Here is a 17,624-nt window from a genome sequence, read left to right as displayed (position 1 = left end):
AACTATATAAGTGGTGAGTTATCTGCGGAAGAATCCCTAGATTTCGAGAACAGGCTAGATAGCGATGAAGCATTTGCGCAAAGCTTTAGAGTGTTTGCAGATGCTACTATTTTTCTGCAAAACAGTATAAGAAATGAAGCCGAAACTAATGCCTTTAAAACCAATTTAAAAAACATTTCTAATGGTCATTTTAATACAACCGAAACTGTAGCTACAAAACCACAGAAATCTAAAGTTTTTAGAGTAGGAAAGCTGGCAATGGCAGCAAGTGTTGCTTTATTTATTGGCGTATTTTTATTTAACCAACTATCAAACCCAACGTATTCAGATTTTAACACGCACGAACCTATGACGATTGTTAGAGGTAATGTGAAAGATTTAATAGAAGCTACAAAAGCTTTTAATAATAAAGAATACGCTAAAGCAAATACCCTTTTAAAAACAGTACTTGAAAACGATCCTGAAAATAGCGAACTACAATTATACTATGCCATTACTAATATTGAGTTAGATAATTTTGAAGTTGCAGATACAGCATTAAATAAGATTATTACAGGAGAATCTGCTTATAAAAATAGAGCCTTGTGGTACTCTGCTTTAAGTAGATTAAAACAAAAAAACATAGAAGCTGCAATTGTTTTATTGAAACAAATTACAGAAGAAGCTGATGATTATAAAGAAGCGCAGAAGTTGTTGGATAAGTTGGAGTAAATTATCCTACGTGGTTTTAGAAAAGAACTAACACATTAGTGCAGAAGTTATTAAAATGAAATATTTACCATTCGAAAACATTACATACAAGACAAAGCTTGAGTCAGAAGAAATTTTGAAAAGAGTTGCAGGAATTATTGAGCCTAAAAAAAACTTTAGAATTTCAGGTCTTTTTGGAGGTAATAATAACAAGCCTTATGAAGGAAGTATTGGATTAAATTCGTTTAAAATTAATAAAATAATTGGACATCAAAACTCGTTTCTGCCAAGAATTAAAGGAAAGATTGTAAAGGATTTTAATGGAACACAGGTCAACGTTAAAATGAAATTGAGCATTTTTGTTATAGCTTTTATGTGTGTTTGGTTTGGAGGAGTAATAGTTGGTTGTTTTGTTGGTTTGAGTTCCTTTTTAGATAGCACAAGTTTTGAGCCAATGGCATTAATACCTTTTGGAATGCTAATTTTTGGATATGCATTAGTAACAGTTGGATTTAAATATGAAAGTGTTAAATCAAAAAAATATTTTGCTGAATTATTTGAAGCGAGAATTAAAGAATAAATGATTTATAAATAAACAAAATAAGACCAGAAATATTTTCAGAAAAGTCATCATTAACCCGATGACTTTTTTATTTTTACAACATGATTATTACAGACACACATACACATTTATATAGCGAAGCATTCGATGAAGATCGTGCAGAAATGATGCAGCGCACACTAGACGCTAATGTTTCTAGATTATTCGTGCCAGCAATAGATTCTACTTACACAGCATCTATGTTACAATTAGAAAAAGACTATCCAGAAAATGTTTTTTTAATGATGGGTTTACACCCAACACATGTAAAAGAAAACTATAAAAAAGAATTGGATCATGTTGAAGAAATGTTGGATAAACATAAATTCTATGCAGTTGGAGAAATAGGTATCGATTTGTATTGGGATAAAAGCACTTTAGCTATACAACAAGAAGCTTTTAGATACCAAATACAATTAGCAAAACAGTATAAATTACCAATAGTAATCCATTGTCGAGAAGCGTTTGAAGAAATTTTTGAAATTTTAGAAGAAGAAAAAAGCGATGACCTTTACGGAATTTTTCATTGTTTTACAGGTACTTTAGAACAAGCGCATCAAGCAATTTCTTACAATATGAAATTAGGAATAGGTGGAGTAGCAACTTTTAAAAACGGTAAAATAGATCAGTTTTTAAATAAAATCGATTTAAAGCATATTGTTCTAGAAACCGATTCTCCTTATCTGGCACCAAAGCCTTTCCGTGGGAAAAGAAATGAAAGTAGTTATATACTAAAGGTGTTGGAGAAGCTTTCGGAACTCTATAATACTTCCGAAGAAAAAATTGCCGATATTACAACAGCTAATTCTAAAGCCATTTTTGGTGTGTAGCATCAAATAAGCGCAAAACGAATCAATAAAAAACAGAAAGCAATTGACAAAAACAATCCCAAACATACTTCTTATATACACAGGTGGAACTATTGGTATGATAAAAGATCCGGAAACAGGTGCATTGCGTGCTTTCGATTTCGATAATTTATTGGTTAGAATTCCAGAATTAAAGCTTTTAGATTGTAATATTGAGACGTTTTCGTTCGAGCATCCTATAGATTCAAGTAATATGGAACCCAAACATTGGGTATCAATAGCTGAGGTTGTTGAGGATAATTACGAGTCTTTTGATGGTTTTGTAATATTACATGGTAGCGATACAATGAGTTATACAGCTTCTGCACTAAGTTTTATGTTAGAGCATTTAGCGAAACCAGTGATTTTTACAGGTTCGCAATTACCAATTGGAGATTTACGTACAGATGCAAAAGAGAATTTAATTACGTCTATTCAAGTGGCTTCTTTACAACATTACAGTAAACCAATAATTAAAGAAGTGTGTTTGTACTTTGAATATAAATTATACAGAGCTAATAGAACTACAAAAATAAATGCAGAGCATTTTGAAGCTTTTGCAAGTTTAAACTATCCAGACTTAGCAGAATCTGGTGTGCATTTAAAAGTAAATAACGACGCTTTGTTTAAGCCTAATGCTAGGAAAAGTTTGATAGTCCACAAGATATTAGATAAAAATATAGCCTTAATTAAGTTGTTTCCAGGTATTTCGGAACAATTATTGAGATCTATATTTAGTACGGAAAACCTTAAAGGCGTTATTTTAGAAACTTATGGTGCAGGAAACTGCTCTACCGAAGATTGGTTTATTTCTTTATTAAAAGAAACGATTAAAAAAGGAATTCATATTGTCAATATTACACAGTGTTCTGGTGGTAGTGTTATGATGGGACAATATGAAACTAGCGAAAAACTTAAAAAAATAGGTTTAATTTCTGGAAAAGACATTACAACCGAAGCTGCAGTTAGTAAATTAATGTATTTGTTGGGTCAAAATATTTCTCCTAACTTGTTCAAAACCATCTATGAAACTGCTTTAAGAGGAGAAATGGCTTAAAATTAACGGTCAAAGTTTGAGACTTAACATTTTTTTCGTTTAATTTGAAACCGGAATTATTAAAAAAAATATAGTATTTAAGCAAGAAATTTCTAAAACCACTATTAATATTTAGTATTTTAATTCCATTTTTTTATATCTTTAACACTTTAACTAATTAATAAAATTAAGATCACAAACATGAAAAGATTATTTTCTATCCTAGCCATAGTATTTTTAATGGCATTTGGCACAGCTAATGCAACAACAAACGCAGCAACTATTGCTACTACTGTTGCAACTACACAAGATGCAGCAACAGATTCAGCAGCAGAAGATTTAACATTCCACCAAGAGCTTAAAAAGCGTTTTATTGAAGGTGGACCAGGTTTTATGGGCATTGTATTATTATGTTTAATTCTTGGTTTAGCAATTGCTATTGAGAGAATTATCTTTTTAAACCTTTCTTCTACAAACACAAAAAAATTAACTCAAAATGTTGAAGATGCACTACAGTCAGGTGGTATTGAAGCAGCAAAAGAAGTGTGTAGAAACACAAAAGGTCCTGTAGCATCTATTTTCTATCAAGGTTTAGACAGAGCAGACGATAGCTTAGAATCTGCTGAAAAAGCTGTTGTAGCTTATGGTGGAGTTCAAATGGGACAATTAGAGAAAAACGTATCTTGGATATCATTATTTATCGCATTAGCTCCAATGTTAGGGTTTATGGGAACAGTAATAGGTATGATTCAAGCCTTCGATAAAATTCAGTCTGCAGGTGGAATGGATGCAACGTTAGTAGCAGGTGGTATTAAAGTAGCCCTATTAACAACTGTATTTGGACTTATTGTAGCAATTATACTTCAAGTTTTTTACAACTACATAGTAGCAAAAATTGATAGTATTGTAAATGATATGGAAGATTCTTCTATCACATTAATGGATATGTTATCGAGATATAAAAAATAAGCTATTAACTAAATTTTAAAAACATAAAGATTATGCATAAGATTTTAAAAATAGTTGTAGCAGTACTAAGTTTAATTGGTATTATATCACTTTTTCGAATTATCGCAAAAGGTGAAGAAGAAGTAAAAGCACTTGCAGCTGCAGGAGATACTTCTTTATTAGAACCAATGGCTTGGATGGCTTACATAATATTAGCATTAACAGTAGTATTGGTAGTTTTCTTTATATTCACTAATTTATTTAGTGGTGGAGGAAATATTAAAAACACATTAATTGGTCTTGGTGCTTTTGCATTAGTATTAATTATTGGATACGTTGTATCTGGAGGAGATCCTTTAGTAGGAACACCAACATATGCTTATGATGATGTATTAGCAACAGAAGGACAATCAAGACTTGTGGGAGCAGGATTAGTAGCGTTTTACATACTAAGTGTTGTTGCAATTGTATCAATGATATTCTCAGGAGTTAAAAAATTAATTAAATAATTATGGCAAAAAGATCAGCACCAGAAGTTAATGCAGGCTCTATGGCTGACATTGCCTTCTTATTACTTATTTTCTTTCTAGTAACAACAGATATCGCAGTAGATTCTGGTTTAAGTAGAAAGTTACCGCCTTGGGAACCGGATATTAATACTCCACCAGTAATTATTAAGGAGAAAAATATTTTTGCATTGACTTTAAATAGTAATAACGAAATATTATTAACTTCTGGAGGAGATTCTGAACTTCTTGCTATTAAAGATTTGCAAGAAAGAACTACAGCATTTCTTGATAATGGAGGAGGAAAAGATGAAGATGCTTGTAAAAGATGTAAAGGAGCTAAAAGTCCAGAATCATCAGATAATTTGCAAAAGGCAGTTATCTCTTTGGCAAACGATAGATTAACAGATTACAAAACATATATAACTGTACAGAATGAAATTTTAGCAGCATATAATGTGATTAGAAATCGTGAATTTATAAAGGATTATCCTAATTTAAAAATGAACTTTGTTGAAGCTACAGCTATGTATCAAGACAAAGGAGCAGATAAAAAAGTTAGAGAAAGCCTGAAAGAGAAGCTGGAAGCTATTAAATTAGTTGTACCTCAAAAATTCTCTGAAGCTGAAGCACAAAGAAATTAACAAGTTAACATAAACACTATGTCTAAATTTAAAAAGAAAAAAGATGGAGGTTTACCTCCTATTTCAACAGCATCTTTACCAGATATTGTATTTATGCTTTTGTTTTTCTTTATGGTAGCGACAGTAATTAAGGAGGATAATTTAAAAATCCAAAATAAATTGCCTAAAGCAAACCAAATAGAGAAACTAGATAAACAGAAACCTATAAGTTACATTTACATAGGGAAGCCAAGTGAAAACTATGTAGATACTTATGGTACAGAAGATAGAATACAATTAAACGACAAGTTACAAAGTGTAAAAGAAGTGCAGTCATTTATTGCTGCAGAACGTGCTAAATTAGCAGAAGAGTTAGTACCTACATTAACAGTATCTCTTAAAGTAGATAAAGATGCTAAAATGGGAGTGCTTACAGATGTTAAGCAAGAATTACGTAAAACTAATGCGCTTAAAATTAACTACACTACTAAAAAAGGAGATGTGCTTACTAACTAGTAACATACACTCTTAATTTTATATAAAGGCGTTTTGAATTTTTTTTCAAAACGCCTTTTACTTTTTTTGAATTCTGTATTTATATATCTTGTAATTATATATGGTAAAACTATTATAAATTTAAAGTACGATTTATAACAAAATACACGATATTAAAAATAATAAACATCAATAGATGAAATTTATAACCTTATTTTTCTGCTTTTGCTTTGCTACTTCATTTTCTTATTCTCAAGAAGAACTTAGTGAAAGTTTTCAAGAAATAGATTCTTTATATAAGGAAGACCAGTTTTATTTTGGGTTTACTTATAACCTTATAGGCAAGAAGCCATCTGGTTTGTCTCAAAGTGGCTTTTCTGGAGGTTTTCACTTTGGTTACACTAAAGACATGCCAATTAATAAAAAACGAAACAAGGCTATTGGTATTGGTTTGGGTCTGTCTCTAAATTCTTTTAACCAAAATTTATTAATTAGCGAAGATGTTAAAGGAGATGCATTATTTCAAATAATAGATGATACAGAAATAACGGTTACTAAAAATAAGTTTACAACCTATTTGGTAGAAATGCCTATTGAATATAGATGGAGAACATCCACAGCAACAGATTATAAGTTTTGGCGTATTTATACAGGCTTTAAATTAGGTTATGTATTTGCAAATAGTTCTAAGTTTGAAGGCACACCAGAAAACGCTTCAATTAAAAATATTAGTGCTATTAATAATCTACAGTATGGTTTAACATTAGGAGCTGGTTATAACACTTGGAACTTTTATTTGTATTATACTTTAAACCCTATTTTTAATGATTCTGCAAAAATAGAAGGAGAAGTAATAGATGCAAATGCTATTAAAATAGGTCTTATATTTTACATTCTATAACCAATAAGGTAATACTAGCAATTGCGGAAACAACCCAATACAAAAACCAAAAATTAGCTCGATATTAGTATGTGCTTTTAAATGTAATCTTGAAGTAGCAATAGCTCCAGCAATTATGCAAAACAGAGCTAAAGACCCATTTAAGTTTTTACCAAAATGAAGCGAAATACCAATAGCAAACATTAATACTCCTGCTATAGCAATCATGTGGATACTTGCTTTAAACTTTAAAATAGCCAATACTAAACAGATAATAGTTGAAATTAATATTCCAATAAAAAAGTAATACAATTCTATAATTTGATTTGATGGTAACACACGTATTATTATTAAAATAGAAATAATAATATTTAACGATAAAGGAACTATGCGTTCTTTAGTAGTTTTAAGGTAAATAGACTCTGTTTTGCCTATTGTTTTTAGTAAAAAATAGAGTAGAATAGGTAGTATAATAGTAAGTATAGAAAGCGAAATAATTTTAGCTTCTATTGCCTCTTGAGGTATAAATCTAGGTGATTTAGAAAAATAGAAAACAACACCTAAAAGAGGCATTATTATAGGATGAAAGATAAAGGAAATACTTTTTAATAACCAGTTCAAGACGTTTTAGTTAATTTATAATATTAGAATGTAGTATTTGATCAAAAGTATGAAATATAAAATTTAAATTCATTTTTAATATATTTTGCTTTCGCAAAAGACTTAATTTTATCACTAAAAAAATCCCAAACAGATTGTTTGGGATTTTTTATATCTTCTATTCAGAATTACTTTAGTAGCGGTAATGTTCAGGCTTGTAAGGGCCTTCAACTTTTACACCAATATAGTCTGCTTGGTAATCTGCTAGTTCTGTTAGCTCAACACCAATTTTTTCTAGGTGTAATTTTGCTACTTTCTCATCTAAATGCTTAGGTAACATATAAACATCGTTTCCATAAGCTTCAGCGTTTTTCCAAAGTTCAATTTGCGCTAAAGTTTGGTTTGTAAATGAGTTACTCATTACAAAACTTGGATGTCCTGTTGCACAACCTAAGTTTACTAAACGTCCTTCGGCTAGAATAATAATATCTTTTCCGTTAATAGTATATTTATCAACTTGAGGCTTAATTGTATCTTTTGTATTTCCGTGGTTATCATTTAACCAACCCATTTGGATTTCGTTATCAAAATGACCAATGTTACAAACAATTACTTTGTCTTTCATTGCTTCAAAATGCTCAGCACGAACAATGTCTTTGTTTCCAGTAGTTGTAATTACTATATCGCTATTTCCAACTACAGTTTCTAATTTTTTAACTTCAAAACCATCCATTGCAGCTTGTAAAGCACAAATAGGATCTATTTCTGTTACTGTAACAATACTTCCTGCACCTTTAAAAGAGGCAGCAGTCCCTTTACCAACATCGCCATAACCACAAACAGTTACACGTTTTCCTGCCAACATAGTATCTGTTGCACGACGTATAGCATCTACTGCACTTTCTTTACAACCGTATTTGTTATCAAACTTAGACTTTGTTACAGAGTCGTTTACGTTAATTGCTGGCATTGTTAATGTACCATTTTTAACACGTTCGTAAAGTCTGTGAACACCAGTTGTAGTTTCTTCACTTAAACCTTTAATACCATCAGATAATTCTGGGTAACGGTCTAAAACCATATTTGTTAAATCTCCACCATCATCAAGAATCATGTTTAATGGCTTTCTGTCTTCACCAAAAAATAAGGTTTGTTCTATACACCAATCAAATTCTTCTTCTGTCATGTCTTTCCAAGCATAAACTGCAGTTCCAGCTTCTGCAATTGCAGCGGCAGCTTGATCTTGCGTAGAAAATATATTACAAGAACTCCAGGTAACTTCTGCTCCTAAAGCTTGTAAAGTTTCAATTAAAACGGCAGTTTGTATTGTCATGTGTAAACATCCTGCAATTCGCGCGCCTTTTAAAGGCTGCTCGTTTTTATACTCTTTACGTAAACTCATTAAACCTGGCATTTCTGCTTCGGCTAAATCCATTTCTTTTCTTCCCCAAGCCGCAAGCGACATATCTTTTACCTTATTAGGTACGTAAGCAACTGTTTTTGTACTCATATTCTTTTCTCTTTTTTATAAATGAAACACCTTTGGGATTCGCACTTAAATTGGTAAATTAGCTTTATAAATGCCAAATCTGCCTTAGGCAGTACAAAGATAATCAATATCACTTACAATATTAAATGTCGCTTTATAAATCCATTAGTGTAAACTCACAAACTACTGTTAAAATCTGGAAGATTGAAGAGTCTTATAGTGTGTTAATTGCTCCATTAGATCTAAAACCAGAAAGCTTAAAACGTGTTTTAAGTATGAAAAGCGAATTACACCAACGTGGTTTTTTAAGTGTACGACATTTGCTTAGAGAATTTGGTTACACAGATCAAGATTTGTTTTACGATGACAATGGGAAACCACATTTAAAAGATGGTAAGCACATTTCTATAACTCATAGTTTTACGTTTTCTGGTGTTATTATTAGTGATAATGAAGTTGGTATCGATATTGAAAAGCAACGCGATAAAATTGCCATAATAGCAAAGAAATTTGTGGATTATGAGTTTCAGTATTTAGATAAAAACAATTCTGAATATATCAATAAACTAACAGTTATTTGGGGAATCAAAGAGTCGTTATACAAATTATTTGCAACTCCTGGAATGTTATTTAGAGAACACTTTTTGGTAATTCCATTCATGTTACAAGATCAAGAAACAGTATGTTGGATAGATTATAAAATGAAAAAATACAGATACCAGTCTTATTTTTTAGAATTCGAAGGTTTCACTTGTGCTTATGTATTAGGATAAGATGGAGAACATATTACAACATATACAGAGTTCAAGAACACAAAGTCTAGCAGTTTTAATAGATCCAGATAAATTTAATTTAAAAAAATCATCGCAATTTATAGATAAAGTAAACAAATCTTTAGCTACACACATATTTATAGGAGGAAGCAGAGTTGAAGATAAGATAACTGAAGCATTAATTCTAGCTATAAAACCACTAACTAATTTACCTATTGTTTTATTTCCTGGAGATGCAAGTCAAGTAAGTAATCAAGCAGATGCGCTCTTATTTTTGTCTTTAGTATCAGGTAGAAATCCAGAGTACTTAATTGGCCAACAGATAAAAGCGGTTTCAAAGTTGCGAAATAGTGATTTAGAAGTTATTCCAACAGGATATATTTTAATTGAAGGTGGAAAAGAAACAGCGACACAACAAGTATCTAACACAAAGCCATTAAGTGCTTTTCAAGAAATTATAGATACTGCAAAAGCTGCAGAATTATTAGGAATGAAACTTATTTATCTAGAAGCTGGAAGTGGAGCGCAGTTTGCGGTTTCAGAAAAAATTATTAAAGCAGTAAAAGATGAAATTAATATACCTTTAATAGTTGGAGGAGGTATAAGAAGTAAAGACGCATTAGAAAAAGCATACAACTCTGGAGCTAATTTGGTTGTTATTGGTACTGCTTTTGAAGAGGATGAAAGCTTTTTTAATGAAATAAAAAGATAATATGAACATATCAATAGACCTTACATTGTCACCATTACAAGACGATTACGAAAAACACGTTATAGATTTTATTAAAGTACTTCGCGATTCAGAATTTACGGTTTTAGAGAATCCGTTAAGCACTCAAATTTTTGGTGATTTTGATCGATTAATGCCTTTTTTAAACCAAAAAATCAAAGAATCATTCCAAAAACAAGATATTTGTGTGTTAACAATGAAAGTAGTAAAAACAGACAGAAGCGATTATGAACCACATTTTTGATTTCTTTCTAGAACCATATTATACTAGAGAGACTTACTTAATTATATTAGAAGCTATCGCATTTTTATTTGGTATAGCAAGTGTTATTTATGCAAAAAAAGAAAATATTTTAGTTTATCCAGTAGGTTTGGTTGCTACAGTAATAACTGTGTACCTTTTCCTTCATGATGAATTAATGGGAGACATGATGATGAATTTTTATTATTCTATTATGAGCTTATATGGTTGGTGGAATTGGTCTAGAAAAAAAGAAAATAAATATGTTGTGCCAATTTCTAGAACAAACTCTTGGGAAAAAGTGATTGGTCTAGGTATGTTTGTATTAACTATGCTTGTTACTTATGGCGTATATATAGTTTATGGAACCGAAATTAATTCATCAAATTATATAGATATATTTACTTCAGGAATATTTTTTACTGCCATGTGGTATATGGCAAATAAAAAATTAGAAAATTGGACACTATGGATATTTGCTAATATTATAACTGTTCCTTTATATGCCTATCGTGGTTGGGGAATGTTTTCGCTACAATATTTTATATTTACAATTTTAGCTATTCAAGCATATATACAATGGAAAAAGCACTTAAACAACAACCGTCAAATTGTTTAAAAGTAGTTTTGTTTGGACCAGAATCTACCGGTAAAACTACGTTATCAAGACACTTAGCACATTATTACAACTCGGTTTGGGTTCGTGAATATGCTCGTGAATATCTTCAAGACAAATGGAATAATGAACGTAAAACATGTGAGCTTAAAGATCTATTGCCAATTGCAGAAGGACAAATAAAATTAGAAAACGAATCTGCAAAAAAGACAGATACTGTACTTATTTGCGATACAGACTTATTAGAAACAAAGGTTTACTCTGAAGTTTATTATTCAGGAATATGTGATCCTATCTTAAAAAAAAATGCGATAGAAAACACATACGACTTATACTTTTTAACGTATATTGATACACCTTGGGAAGCAGATGATTTAAGAGATAAACCTGAGGATAGAGAGGGAATGTTTAAAACTTTTGAAGATGCTTTAAAAAAATATGATAGACCATATGTTTTACTAAAAGGAGATAAAAAAGAACGTCTAGAAACGGCAGTAAAACACATCGATAAATTAATTAAGAATAGAAAGTGAATTTTACTAAAACACAAATAAAACAAATTGAAGATAAAGGACTAACTATAGAAAAGGTTTTAAAGCAAATTGAAACTTTTAAATCTGGATTACCTTATGTCAATTTAAAGTCTGCAGCTATATTAGATCATGGAATTTTAAAACTTTCTAATGAAGATAATCTTGCTTATTCTTCTTTTTTCGACACTCAAAAAAACAATTTAAATATCATTAAATTTGTTCCAGCTTCTGGTGCAGCAACAAGAATGTTTAAATTTTTATTCGAGTTTTTAGAATCTTATAATCCTCAAAAAGAGACTATTAATGGGTATATTAATAAACATAAAGCAAACGATTTATTGGTGTTTGGTGTTGGTATAGAAAAATTACCTTTTTATGATATAGTTTTAAAAGAGGCTAAAAAATATATTCCAGAGTTTACCACATTACCTGCAGATGTAAAAGCAGTAGAGTTTATAAAAACAATGTTAAACCAAGACCGTTTAAATTATAGTTTTTCACCTAAAGGTTTACTTCCATTTCATAAATATAAAGATCATGTAGCAACTGCCTTCGAAGAGCATTTATTTGAAGCTGCTTTGTATGCAACATCAAAAAATAAAGCAACCATACATTTTACAATTTCAGAAATCTATAAGGATGTTTTTAATGAAGAATTTAAACGAATTCAAGCTATTGTAGAACGTAAAACCAATACAGTATTCAACATTTCATATTCATATCAAAAAGAAGAGACAGATACCATTGCTGTAACTACAAAAAATGAACCTGTACAGAATATAGATGGTTCTTTATATTTTAGACCGTCTGGACATGGTGCATTATTATCTAACCTAAACGATTTTGATGCAGATGTTGTTTTTATAAAAAACATTGATAATGTTGTGGTTTATAAATTTGAAAAAGAAGTTGCAAAGCACAAAAAAATTCTAGCAGGAATCTTAATTAAAAAACAGCAACAAGCATTTACATATTTAAAGCAATTAGAAAACGAAAAACTTAATGAAGACAATTTAATAGAGATTGCACGTTTTCTTAGAAAAAAATTAAATGTTATTATTTCAAATGAATTCGAAAAATACTCATATAAATACAAAATAGAATATTTAAAAAACAAACTTAATAGACCTATTCGTGTTTGTGGTATGGTAAGAAATGAAGGTGAACCAGGAGGTGGACCATTTTGGGTTAAAAACGAAAGTGGAACAATATCACTACAAATTGTAGAATCTGCACAAGTCGATAAAAAAAATAAGCACCAAAAAAGCATACTAAAAAATGCAACACATTTTAATCCTGTAGATTTAGTTTGTGGCATTAAAGATTATAATGGCAAAAAATTTGATCTCTCTAAGTTTGTAGATTCTAAAACTGCATTTATAACCATGAAAACAAAAACAGGTAAAGATATTAAAGCTTTAGAATCTCCAGGGCTTTGGAATGGTAGTATGGCACATTGGAATACCATTTTTGTAGAAACACCTTTGGTTACGTTTAATCCAGTAAAAACGGTTACAGACTTGTTGAAAACTACACATCAATTATAATGTTTAAAGAAGAAGCACTTATAAGAGAGTTTAACTTTAAAGGTATTCGAAGTTCTGGAGCAGGAGGACAACACGTAAATAAAGTATCTTCTAAAATAGAATTATCATTTAATATTCAAGAATCTTTAGTTTTAAATGAAACACAAAAAGAAATTATTGCACATAAATTATCAAACAGAATAACCAAAGAAGGCTTGTTGATTTTACAATGTGGAGAAAGTAGAAGCCAACATAGAAATAAAAACATAGCAATAGTTAGAGCAATACAACTATTAAAAGGGACACTGTTTAAACAGAAAAAACGTATCCCAACCAAGACTCCTAAGTCTGTTGTTTTGAAAAGGCTTAAAAAAAAACGATTAAATAAAGAGCGTAAAGCAAATAGGCGCAAGCCAAACTTAGATTAATTTTTGTCACTTCGAGTGATTTTGATTTTTCATCAAAATTGTATCGAGAAGTTTATACTAGTAACTAATTAGTGTCAGCATAAAAAACTAAAAATTGTTTTTAATAAATCAAAAATGTAAACTACCTTTGCACTGTTCTCAAAAAAAGGGGTGCCAAAAAACGGCTGAGATCATACCCATTGAACCTAGAACAGGTAATGCTGTTTAGGAAGCGAGTGTTAATAAAATGTCCAGTGGACATTTTTAGTGAGTGCAAAAAATGCTATTGCATTTTTAACCACTTACAGTTAACATTAAAAAACTAATTATTATAATAGAATAATTACCTCTTTTTATTCGTGATTTAAATATATTTCGAATGAATAAAACATTGTTATTTTTAGCTTTTGCATTATTGAGTTTTAATGGTTTTGCACAAGATAATTTTACTATTTCTGGAACAGTTTATGATGAAGATCTAAACCGAATTCCAGGAGCATCAGTTAGTATTAAAGGAGACAATAATACTTTAACTGATTTTAATGGGAATTATAATTTATTAGAGTCAAAAGGAAAAATAAAAATATCAATTTATGCTCTAGGTTATATAACTCAGACAAAGGTGATTGATGTTTTTAATCATTTCAATTTAGATTTTTATTTAATAAAATCAGACGAAAAAACAGAAACACTAGACGAGGTTTTAATTAAATCGCTTAGAGTAGCAGAAGATGCACCAATTACACATTCTAACGTCTCTAAAGAAGAACTAGAAAAACGTAATTTAGGACAAGACATTCCTATTCTTTTAAACTATTTACCATCTGTTGTTACTACTAGTGATGCTGGAGCAGGTGTTGGTTATACAGGCATTAGAGTACGTGGTATAAGCGCACAATCTACTAATATTACCATTAACGGAATACCTTATAACGACTCAGAAAGTTTGGGAACCTTTTGGGTAAACTTGGGAGACTTTGCATCTTCTGTAGAGAGTTTACAATTACAACGTGGTGTTGGAACATCTACCAATGGTTCTGGTGCTTTTGGAGCAAGTATAAATATACTTACAGATGCTGTTGCTAAAGAGGCTAGTGGAGAAATCTCAAATAGTTTTGGTAGCTATAACACTACAAAACATACCGTAAAATACAGTACAGGTCTATTAAATGAGCATTTTGAAATCTCTGGACGTTTGTCTAAAATAGATTCTGATGGTTATGTTGATAGAGCAACATCAGACTTAAAGTCGTATTTCCTTCAAGGTGCTTACGTAGATGATAATACACTAATTAAAGCTGTTACTTTTGGAGGACAGGAAATAACTTATCAATCTTGGTTTGGTATTGATGCCGAAACTCTGGAAAGCGACAGAACCTTCAATCCTGCAGGTCAATTTACAGACGCGAATGGAAATACTCGTTTTTATGATAATGAAGTGGATGATTACAGCCAAGACCACTACCAATTACATTGGAACCAAAAATTAGATAACAATTGGTCTACAAATTTAGGTCTAAACTATACTTATGGTCGTGGTTTTTTTGAACAATACAAAGAAGATGAAGATTTTTCAACCTATGGATTTAGTGACATAAATATAGGAGGAGAGACTATAGATGAGACAGACGTTATTAGAAGACGTTGGTTAGATAACGATTTTTATGTATTAAATGCGAATGTTAATTATCAAGACGAAACATTAAATATTAGTACAGGTTTGTTTTATAGTTCGTACCATGGCGATCATTTTGGAGAGGTAATTTGGGCACAATTTGCAAGTAATAGCGAAATTAGAGATCGTTATTATGAAGGTGATGGAGATAAATACGATTTTAGTGTTTTTGCAAAAGCAACGTACCAATTAAATAATAAATTAAGTCTGTTTGGAGATTTACAATATAGAAATGTAAATTATGATACTAGTGGAATAAGTTCGGACTTAGTGCTGTTTGAAATAGATAAGACCTTCGATTTTTTTAATCCCAAAGCAGGATTGTCTTATAACCTAAACAAAAAAAATAATTTCTATTTTTCTTATGCACGAGCTAATAGAGAAGCGAGCAGAAGCGATTTTGAAAGTAATCCAGATATAAAGCCAGAGCAGCTTAACGATTTCGAATTGGGTTGGAGATACAAAAGCCCAAACGTAGTATTTAATGCTAATGGATATTACATGCAATACAATGAACAATTAGTATTAACAGGTGCTATTGACGATGTTGGCGCATTTATTAGAGATAATTCTGGTAAAAGTTCACGTTTAGGATTAGAGTTAGAAGCTGTTGTTAAAATTAACAACCAGTTTTCTATACAACCAAATGTAACACTAAGTTCTAATAAAAACGATGAAACTATTGTGTCTCGTGATGGCGCTTTTGTAAATTTAGGGAGAACAAATATTTCATTCTCTCCAGAAGTTGTAGCAGCAAATGCTTTAAACTACAAGCCTTTAGAAAACCTACAATTATCGCTTTTAAGTAAGTATGTTGGAGAACAATTTATGGGGAATTCAGATTCTAATGTGTCTAAATTAGAAAGCTATTTTGTAAACGACTTTAATGTGACTTACGAGATTAAAACAAACAAAATTTTTAAGTCTATTTTATTATCTGGCTTGGTAAATAATGTTTTTAATGAAAAGTATGTGTCTAATGGTTTTTATTTTACTTTCGACGACGATTTTTCTGTACCAGGAACAATAACAACAGTGGAAGGTGCAGGTTTTTATCCACAGGCAACTACAAACTTTCTTGTTGGTGCAACACTAAAATTCTAAAGAGAGAAACACCTTATATAAATAAAAGCGACTCGATGTCGCTTTTATTATTGCGAAAAGGATAGTAGTGACATCCTTTTTTACGTTAGTTCGAGTGTTTTGCGAAGTATGAGCAAAATGTATCGAGAACAAGTAAAAAAGATATAACGGATAGCCTGTTTTTTAATGCCATTAAAAGCATTAAAAATTTGCCCTAATTATTAAATACGCGAATAATGTTTCCGCTAACTTCAACGCGATAAGGTACCATTGTAAATTGGCCTGTAGTACCTTCTTGACGTTGTCCTGTAATAATTTCGTAAGAATTACCATCATCACAAGCGCAAGTAGCAATAGGTCCACTTACTGTTAAATTTGAGCAAGAACTAATTGGGTGGTTTGGGTCGCTTAATTCAAACGCTGAGTAGGTTGAGCCGCTAAAATATAAAACAACACCTTTTACACCATAATTGCTATTTAATGTAATAGAATTTCCAGGAAATTGCATTTGGTTGTACTGAGGCAAGTTAGTATTTATTAGACTTCCAGTATTGAAAGCAACATTAGGAATATTAGGATTGTTACTCTGGTTATCATCATCATTCTCGCTGCAAGAACTAAATATAAGACCAATAAATAAGAGTAATACTGTTGTTTTTAATTTCATTTTTTAACTTTTTTATAGCATTGCAATTTACAACAAATGTAAATTACGAATTAAATATTTTGTATATTTGTTATGTAATCTCGTGTATGCGAGATTTTTTTATGCTGATATTACTTCAGCATCTGTCTCTCACTAACTCAACTTATAAATTACGTTTAAGTTGAATTAGTATTTAAACGAAAAAATTATGAGTAAAGTATCTTATTATACAGATGAAGGGCTTAAAAAATTAAGAGCAGAGCTAAGGCAATTAAAAGATGTTGAGCGTGTAAAAGCATCTAAAGCTATTGGTGAGGCTAGAGATAAAGGCGATTTAAGTGAAAATGCAGAGTACGATGCAGCTAAAGAAGCACAAGGCATGTTAGAAATGCGTATTTCTAAATTAGAAGACCAACTTGCTGGTGCTCGCGTTATAGATGAAAGCCAAATGGATACCTCTAAAATATTAGTGCTTTCTAAAGTGAAAATTAAAAACCAAACCAATGGTATGGAAATGAATTATACTCTGGTTGCAGATGGTGAAGCAGATTTAGCTGCTGGTAAAATTTCTGTAAACTCTCCAATTGGGCAAGGTTTATTAGGTAAAACTGTAGGTGATGTTGCCGAAATAAAAGTGCCAAGTGGCATTATGAAATTTGATATAGTAGAAATAAGTAG

The 17,624-nt window shown here is 30.8% G+C and carries 21 protein-coding genes; 18 read left to right on the top strand and 3 right to left on the bottom strand.

Features of this window, described 5'->3' with window-relative positions:
- The 9 genes from Q0C58_RS05985 to Q0C58_RS05945 all read left to right on the top strand — a co-directional run.
- Positions 1-711, top strand: a 711-nt coding sequence (locus tag Q0C58_RS05985) for a tetratricopeptide repeat protein (protein WP_290698810.1), incomplete at its 5' end; no start/stop codon positions are given.
- 55 nt (positions 712-766) lie between these two features.
- Positions 767-1,270: a hypothetical protein gene (locus Q0C58_RS05980; RefSeq protein WP_290698807.1), complete on the top strand. Its 504-nt coding sequence runs from the start codon at positions 767-769 to the stop codon at positions 1,268-1,270.
- An 83-nt stretch (positions 1,271-1,353) separates the two neighbouring features.
- Positions 1,354-2,121, top strand: a complete 768-nt coding sequence (locus Q0C58_RS05975) for a TatD family hydrolase (protein WP_290698805.1) — start codon at positions 1,354-1,356, stop codon at positions 2,119-2,121.
- 43 nt (positions 2,122-2,164) lie between these two features.
- On the top strand, positions 2,165-3,196 hold the full coding sequence (locus Q0C58_RS05970) for an asparaginase (RefSeq protein ID WP_290698804.1): 1,032 nt from the start codon (positions 2,165-2,167) through the stop codon (positions 3,194-3,196).
- A 180-nt stretch (positions 3,197-3,376) separates the two neighbouring features.
- On the top strand, positions 3,377-4,144 hold the full coding sequence (locus tag Q0C58_RS05965; protein ID WP_290698803.1) for a MotA/TolQ/ExbB proton channel family protein: 768 nt from the start codon (positions 3,377-3,379) through the stop codon (positions 4,142-4,144).
- Between the two features lie 32 nt (positions 4,145-4,176).
- Positions 4,177-4,632 carry a hypothetical protein gene (locus Q0C58_RS05960; protein WP_290698802.1) on the top strand — a complete coding sequence of 152 codons (456 nt, stop codon included), beginning with the start codon at positions 4,177-4,179 and terminating at the stop codon, positions 4,630-4,632.
- Positions 4,633-4,634: 2 nt separating this feature from the next.
- Positions 4,635-5,273, top strand: coding sequence for a biopolymer transporter ExbD (locus tag Q0C58_RS05955; RefSeq protein ID WP_290698800.1), 639 nt, complete (start codon positions 4,635-4,637; stop codon positions 5,271-5,273).
- 18 nt (positions 5,274-5,291) lie between these two features.
- Positions 5,292-5,768 (top strand): biopolymer transporter ExbD, encoded by a 477-nt coding sequence (locus tag Q0C58_RS05950; protein WP_290698798.1) that lies wholly within the window; start codon positions 5,292-5,294, stop codon positions 5,766-5,768.
- Positions 5,769-5,943: 175 nt separating this feature from the next.
- Positions 5,944-6,648 (top strand): porin family protein, encoded by a 705-nt coding sequence (locus Q0C58_RS05945; protein WP_290698796.1) that lies wholly within the window; start codon positions 5,944-5,946, stop codon positions 6,646-6,648.
- Here the strand turns inward: Q0C58_RS05945 and Q0C58_RS05940 are convergent.
- Both Q0C58_RS05940 and ahcY read right to left on the bottom strand, forming a co-directional pair.
- Complete coding sequence (locus Q0C58_RS05940; protein WP_290698794.1) at positions 6,643-7,200, bottom strand: hypothetical protein; 558 nt, start codon at positions 7,198-7,200, stop codon at positions 6,643-6,645. The genes Q0C58_RS05945 and Q0C58_RS05940 overlap by 6 nt on opposite strands.
- A gap of 220 nt (positions 7,201-7,420) precedes the next feature.
- Entirely contained in the window at positions 7,421-8,737 is a 1,317-nt protein-coding gene (ahcY, locus tag Q0C58_RS05935; RefSeq protein ID WP_290698792.1) for an adenosylhomocysteinase, read from the bottom strand.
- Between the two features lie 125 nt (positions 8,738-8,862).
- On the opposite strand from ahcY, the gene Q0C58_RS05930 reads away from it, so the two are divergent.
- The 8 genes from Q0C58_RS05930 to Q0C58_RS05895 all read left to right on the top strand — a co-directional run bounded on the left by Q0C58_RS05930 (position 8,863) and on the right by Q0C58_RS05895 (position 16,321).
- Positions 8,863-9,489: a 4'-phosphopantetheinyl transferase superfamily protein gene (locus Q0C58_RS05930; protein ID WP_290698790.1), complete on the top strand. Its 627-nt coding sequence runs from the start codon at positions 8,863-8,865 to the stop codon at positions 9,487-9,489.
- A 1-nt stretch (position 9,490) separates the two neighbouring features.
- A complete protein-coding gene (locus Q0C58_RS05925; RefSeq protein WP_290698788.1) occupies positions 9,491-10,201 on the top strand; it encodes a geranylgeranylglyceryl/heptaprenylglyceryl phosphate synthase in 711 nt (236 codons plus the stop codon).
- A 1-nt stretch (position 10,202) separates the two neighbouring features.
- Complete coding sequence (locus Q0C58_RS05920) at positions 10,203-10,463, top strand: hypothetical protein (RefSeq protein ID WP_290698786.1); 261 nt, start codon at positions 10,203-10,205, stop codon at positions 10,461-10,463.
- Complete coding sequence (gene pnuC, locus Q0C58_RS05915; RefSeq protein WP_290698784.1) at positions 10,447-11,079, top strand: nicotinamide riboside transporter PnuC; 633 nt, start codon at positions 10,447-10,449, stop codon at positions 11,077-11,079. The genes Q0C58_RS05920 and pnuC overlap by 17 nt, the downstream gene beginning before the upstream one ends.
- Complete coding sequence (locus Q0C58_RS05910; RefSeq protein WP_290698783.1) at positions 11,040-11,609, top strand: ATP-binding protein; 570 nt, start codon at positions 11,040-11,042, stop codon at positions 11,607-11,609. The genes pnuC and Q0C58_RS05910 overlap by 40 nt, the downstream gene beginning before the upstream one ends.
- Complete coding sequence (locus Q0C58_RS05905; RefSeq protein ID WP_290698781.1) at positions 11,606-13,156, top strand: DUF4301 family protein; 1,551 nt, start codon at positions 11,606-11,608, stop codon at positions 13,154-13,156. The genes Q0C58_RS05910 and Q0C58_RS05905 overlap by 4 nt, the downstream gene beginning before the upstream one ends.
- Entirely contained in the window at positions 13,156-13,563 is a 408-nt protein-coding gene (gene arfB / locus Q0C58_RS05900; RefSeq protein WP_290698779.1) for an alternative ribosome rescue aminoacyl-tRNA hydrolase ArfB, read from the top strand. The genes Q0C58_RS05905 and arfB overlap by 1 nt, the downstream gene beginning before the upstream one ends.
- 358 nt (positions 13,564-13,921) lie before the next feature.
- The gene (locus Q0C58_RS05895; protein WP_290698777.1) at positions 13,922-16,321 is read left to right on the top strand and encodes a TonB-dependent receptor; all 2,400 of its coding nucleotides are present in this window, start codon (positions 13,922-13,924) and stop codon (positions 16,319-16,321) included.
- A 193-nt stretch (positions 16,322-16,514) separates the two neighbouring features.
- Here the strand turns inward: Q0C58_RS05895 and Q0C58_RS05890 are convergent, their stop codons facing one another.
- Positions 16,515-16,967: a hypothetical protein gene (locus Q0C58_RS05890; RefSeq protein ID WP_290698775.1), complete on the bottom strand. Its 453-nt coding sequence runs from the start codon at positions 16,965-16,967 to the stop codon at positions 16,515-16,517.
- Positions 16,968-17,154: 187 nt separating this feature from the next.
- Here Q0C58_RS05890 and greA point away from each other — a divergent pair.
- Positions 17,155-17,624 (top strand): transcription elongation factor GreA (greA, locus tag Q0C58_RS05885; RefSeq protein ID WP_290698773.1); only part of this gene is annotated, 470 nt, incomplete at its 3' end.

The sequence above is a fragment of the Lacinutrix sp. genome (assembly GCF_023299985.1).
Taxonomy (GTDB): Bacteria; Bacteroidota; Bacteroidia; order Flavobacteriales; family Flavobacteriaceae; genus Lacinutrix.
This window is presented reverse-complemented; position numbering and strand designations above follow the sequence as displayed.

Coding starts and splice junctions, on each gene's coding strand:
- Q0C58_RS05980 (WP_290698807.1), top strand. CDS start 767: ATGAAATATTTACCATTCGAAAACATTACATACAAGACAAAGCTTGAG.
- Q0C58_RS05975 (WP_290698805.1), top strand. CDS start 1,354: ATGATTATTACAGACACACATACACATTTATATAGCGAAGCATTCGAT.
- Q0C58_RS05965 (WP_290698803.1), top strand. CDS start 3,377: ATGAAAAGATTATTTTCTATCCTAGCCATAGTATTTTTAATGGCATTT.
- Q0C58_RS05960 (WP_290698802.1), top strand. CDS start 4,177: ATGCATAAGATTTTAAAAATAGTTGTAGCAGTACTAAGTTTAATTGGT.
- Q0C58_RS05955 (WP_290698800.1), top strand. CDS start 4,635: ATGGCAAAAAGATCAGCACCAGAAGTTAATGCAGGCTCTATGGCTGAC.
- Q0C58_RS05950 (WP_290698798.1), top strand. CDS start 5,292: ATGTCTAAATTTAAAAAGAAAAAAGATGGAGGTTTACCTCCTATTTCA.
- Q0C58_RS05945 (WP_290698796.1), top strand. CDS start 5,944: ATGAAATTTATAACCTTATTTTTCTGCTTTTGCTTTGCTACTTCATTT.
- Q0C58_RS05940 (WP_290698794.1), bottom strand. CDS start 7,200: ATGCCTCTTTTAGGTGTTGTTTTCTATTTTTCTAAATCACCTAGATTT.
- ahcY (WP_290698792.1), bottom strand. CDS start 8,737: ATGAGTACAAAAACAGTTGCTTACGTACCTAATAAGGTAAAAGATATG.
- Q0C58_RS05930 (WP_290698790.1), top strand. CDS start 8,863: ATGTCGCTTTATAAATCCATTAGTGTAAACTCACAAACTACTGTTAAA.
- Q0C58_RS05925 (WP_290698788.1), top strand. CDS start 9,491: ATGGAGAACATATTACAACATATACAGAGTTCAAGAACACAAAGTCTA.
- Q0C58_RS05920 (WP_290698786.1), top strand. CDS start 10,203: ATGAACATATCAATAGACCTTACATTGTCACCATTACAAGACGATTAC.
- pnuC (WP_290698784.1), top strand. CDS start 10,447: ATGAACCACATTTTTGATTTCTTTCTAGAACCATATTATACTAGAGAG.
- Q0C58_RS05910 (WP_290698783.1), top strand. CDS start 11,040: ATGGAAAAAGCACTTAAACAACAACCGTCAAATTGTTTAAAAGTAGTT.
- arfB (WP_290698779.1), top strand. CDS start 13,156: ATGTTTAAAGAAGAAGCACTTATAAGAGAGTTTAACTTTAAAGGTATT.
- Q0C58_RS05895 (WP_290698777.1), top strand. CDS start 13,922: ATGAATAAAACATTGTTATTTTTAGCTTTTGCATTATTGAGTTTTAAT.
- Q0C58_RS05890 (WP_290698775.1), bottom strand. CDS start 16,967: ATGAAATTAAAAACAACAGTATTACTCTTATTTATTGGTCTTATATTT.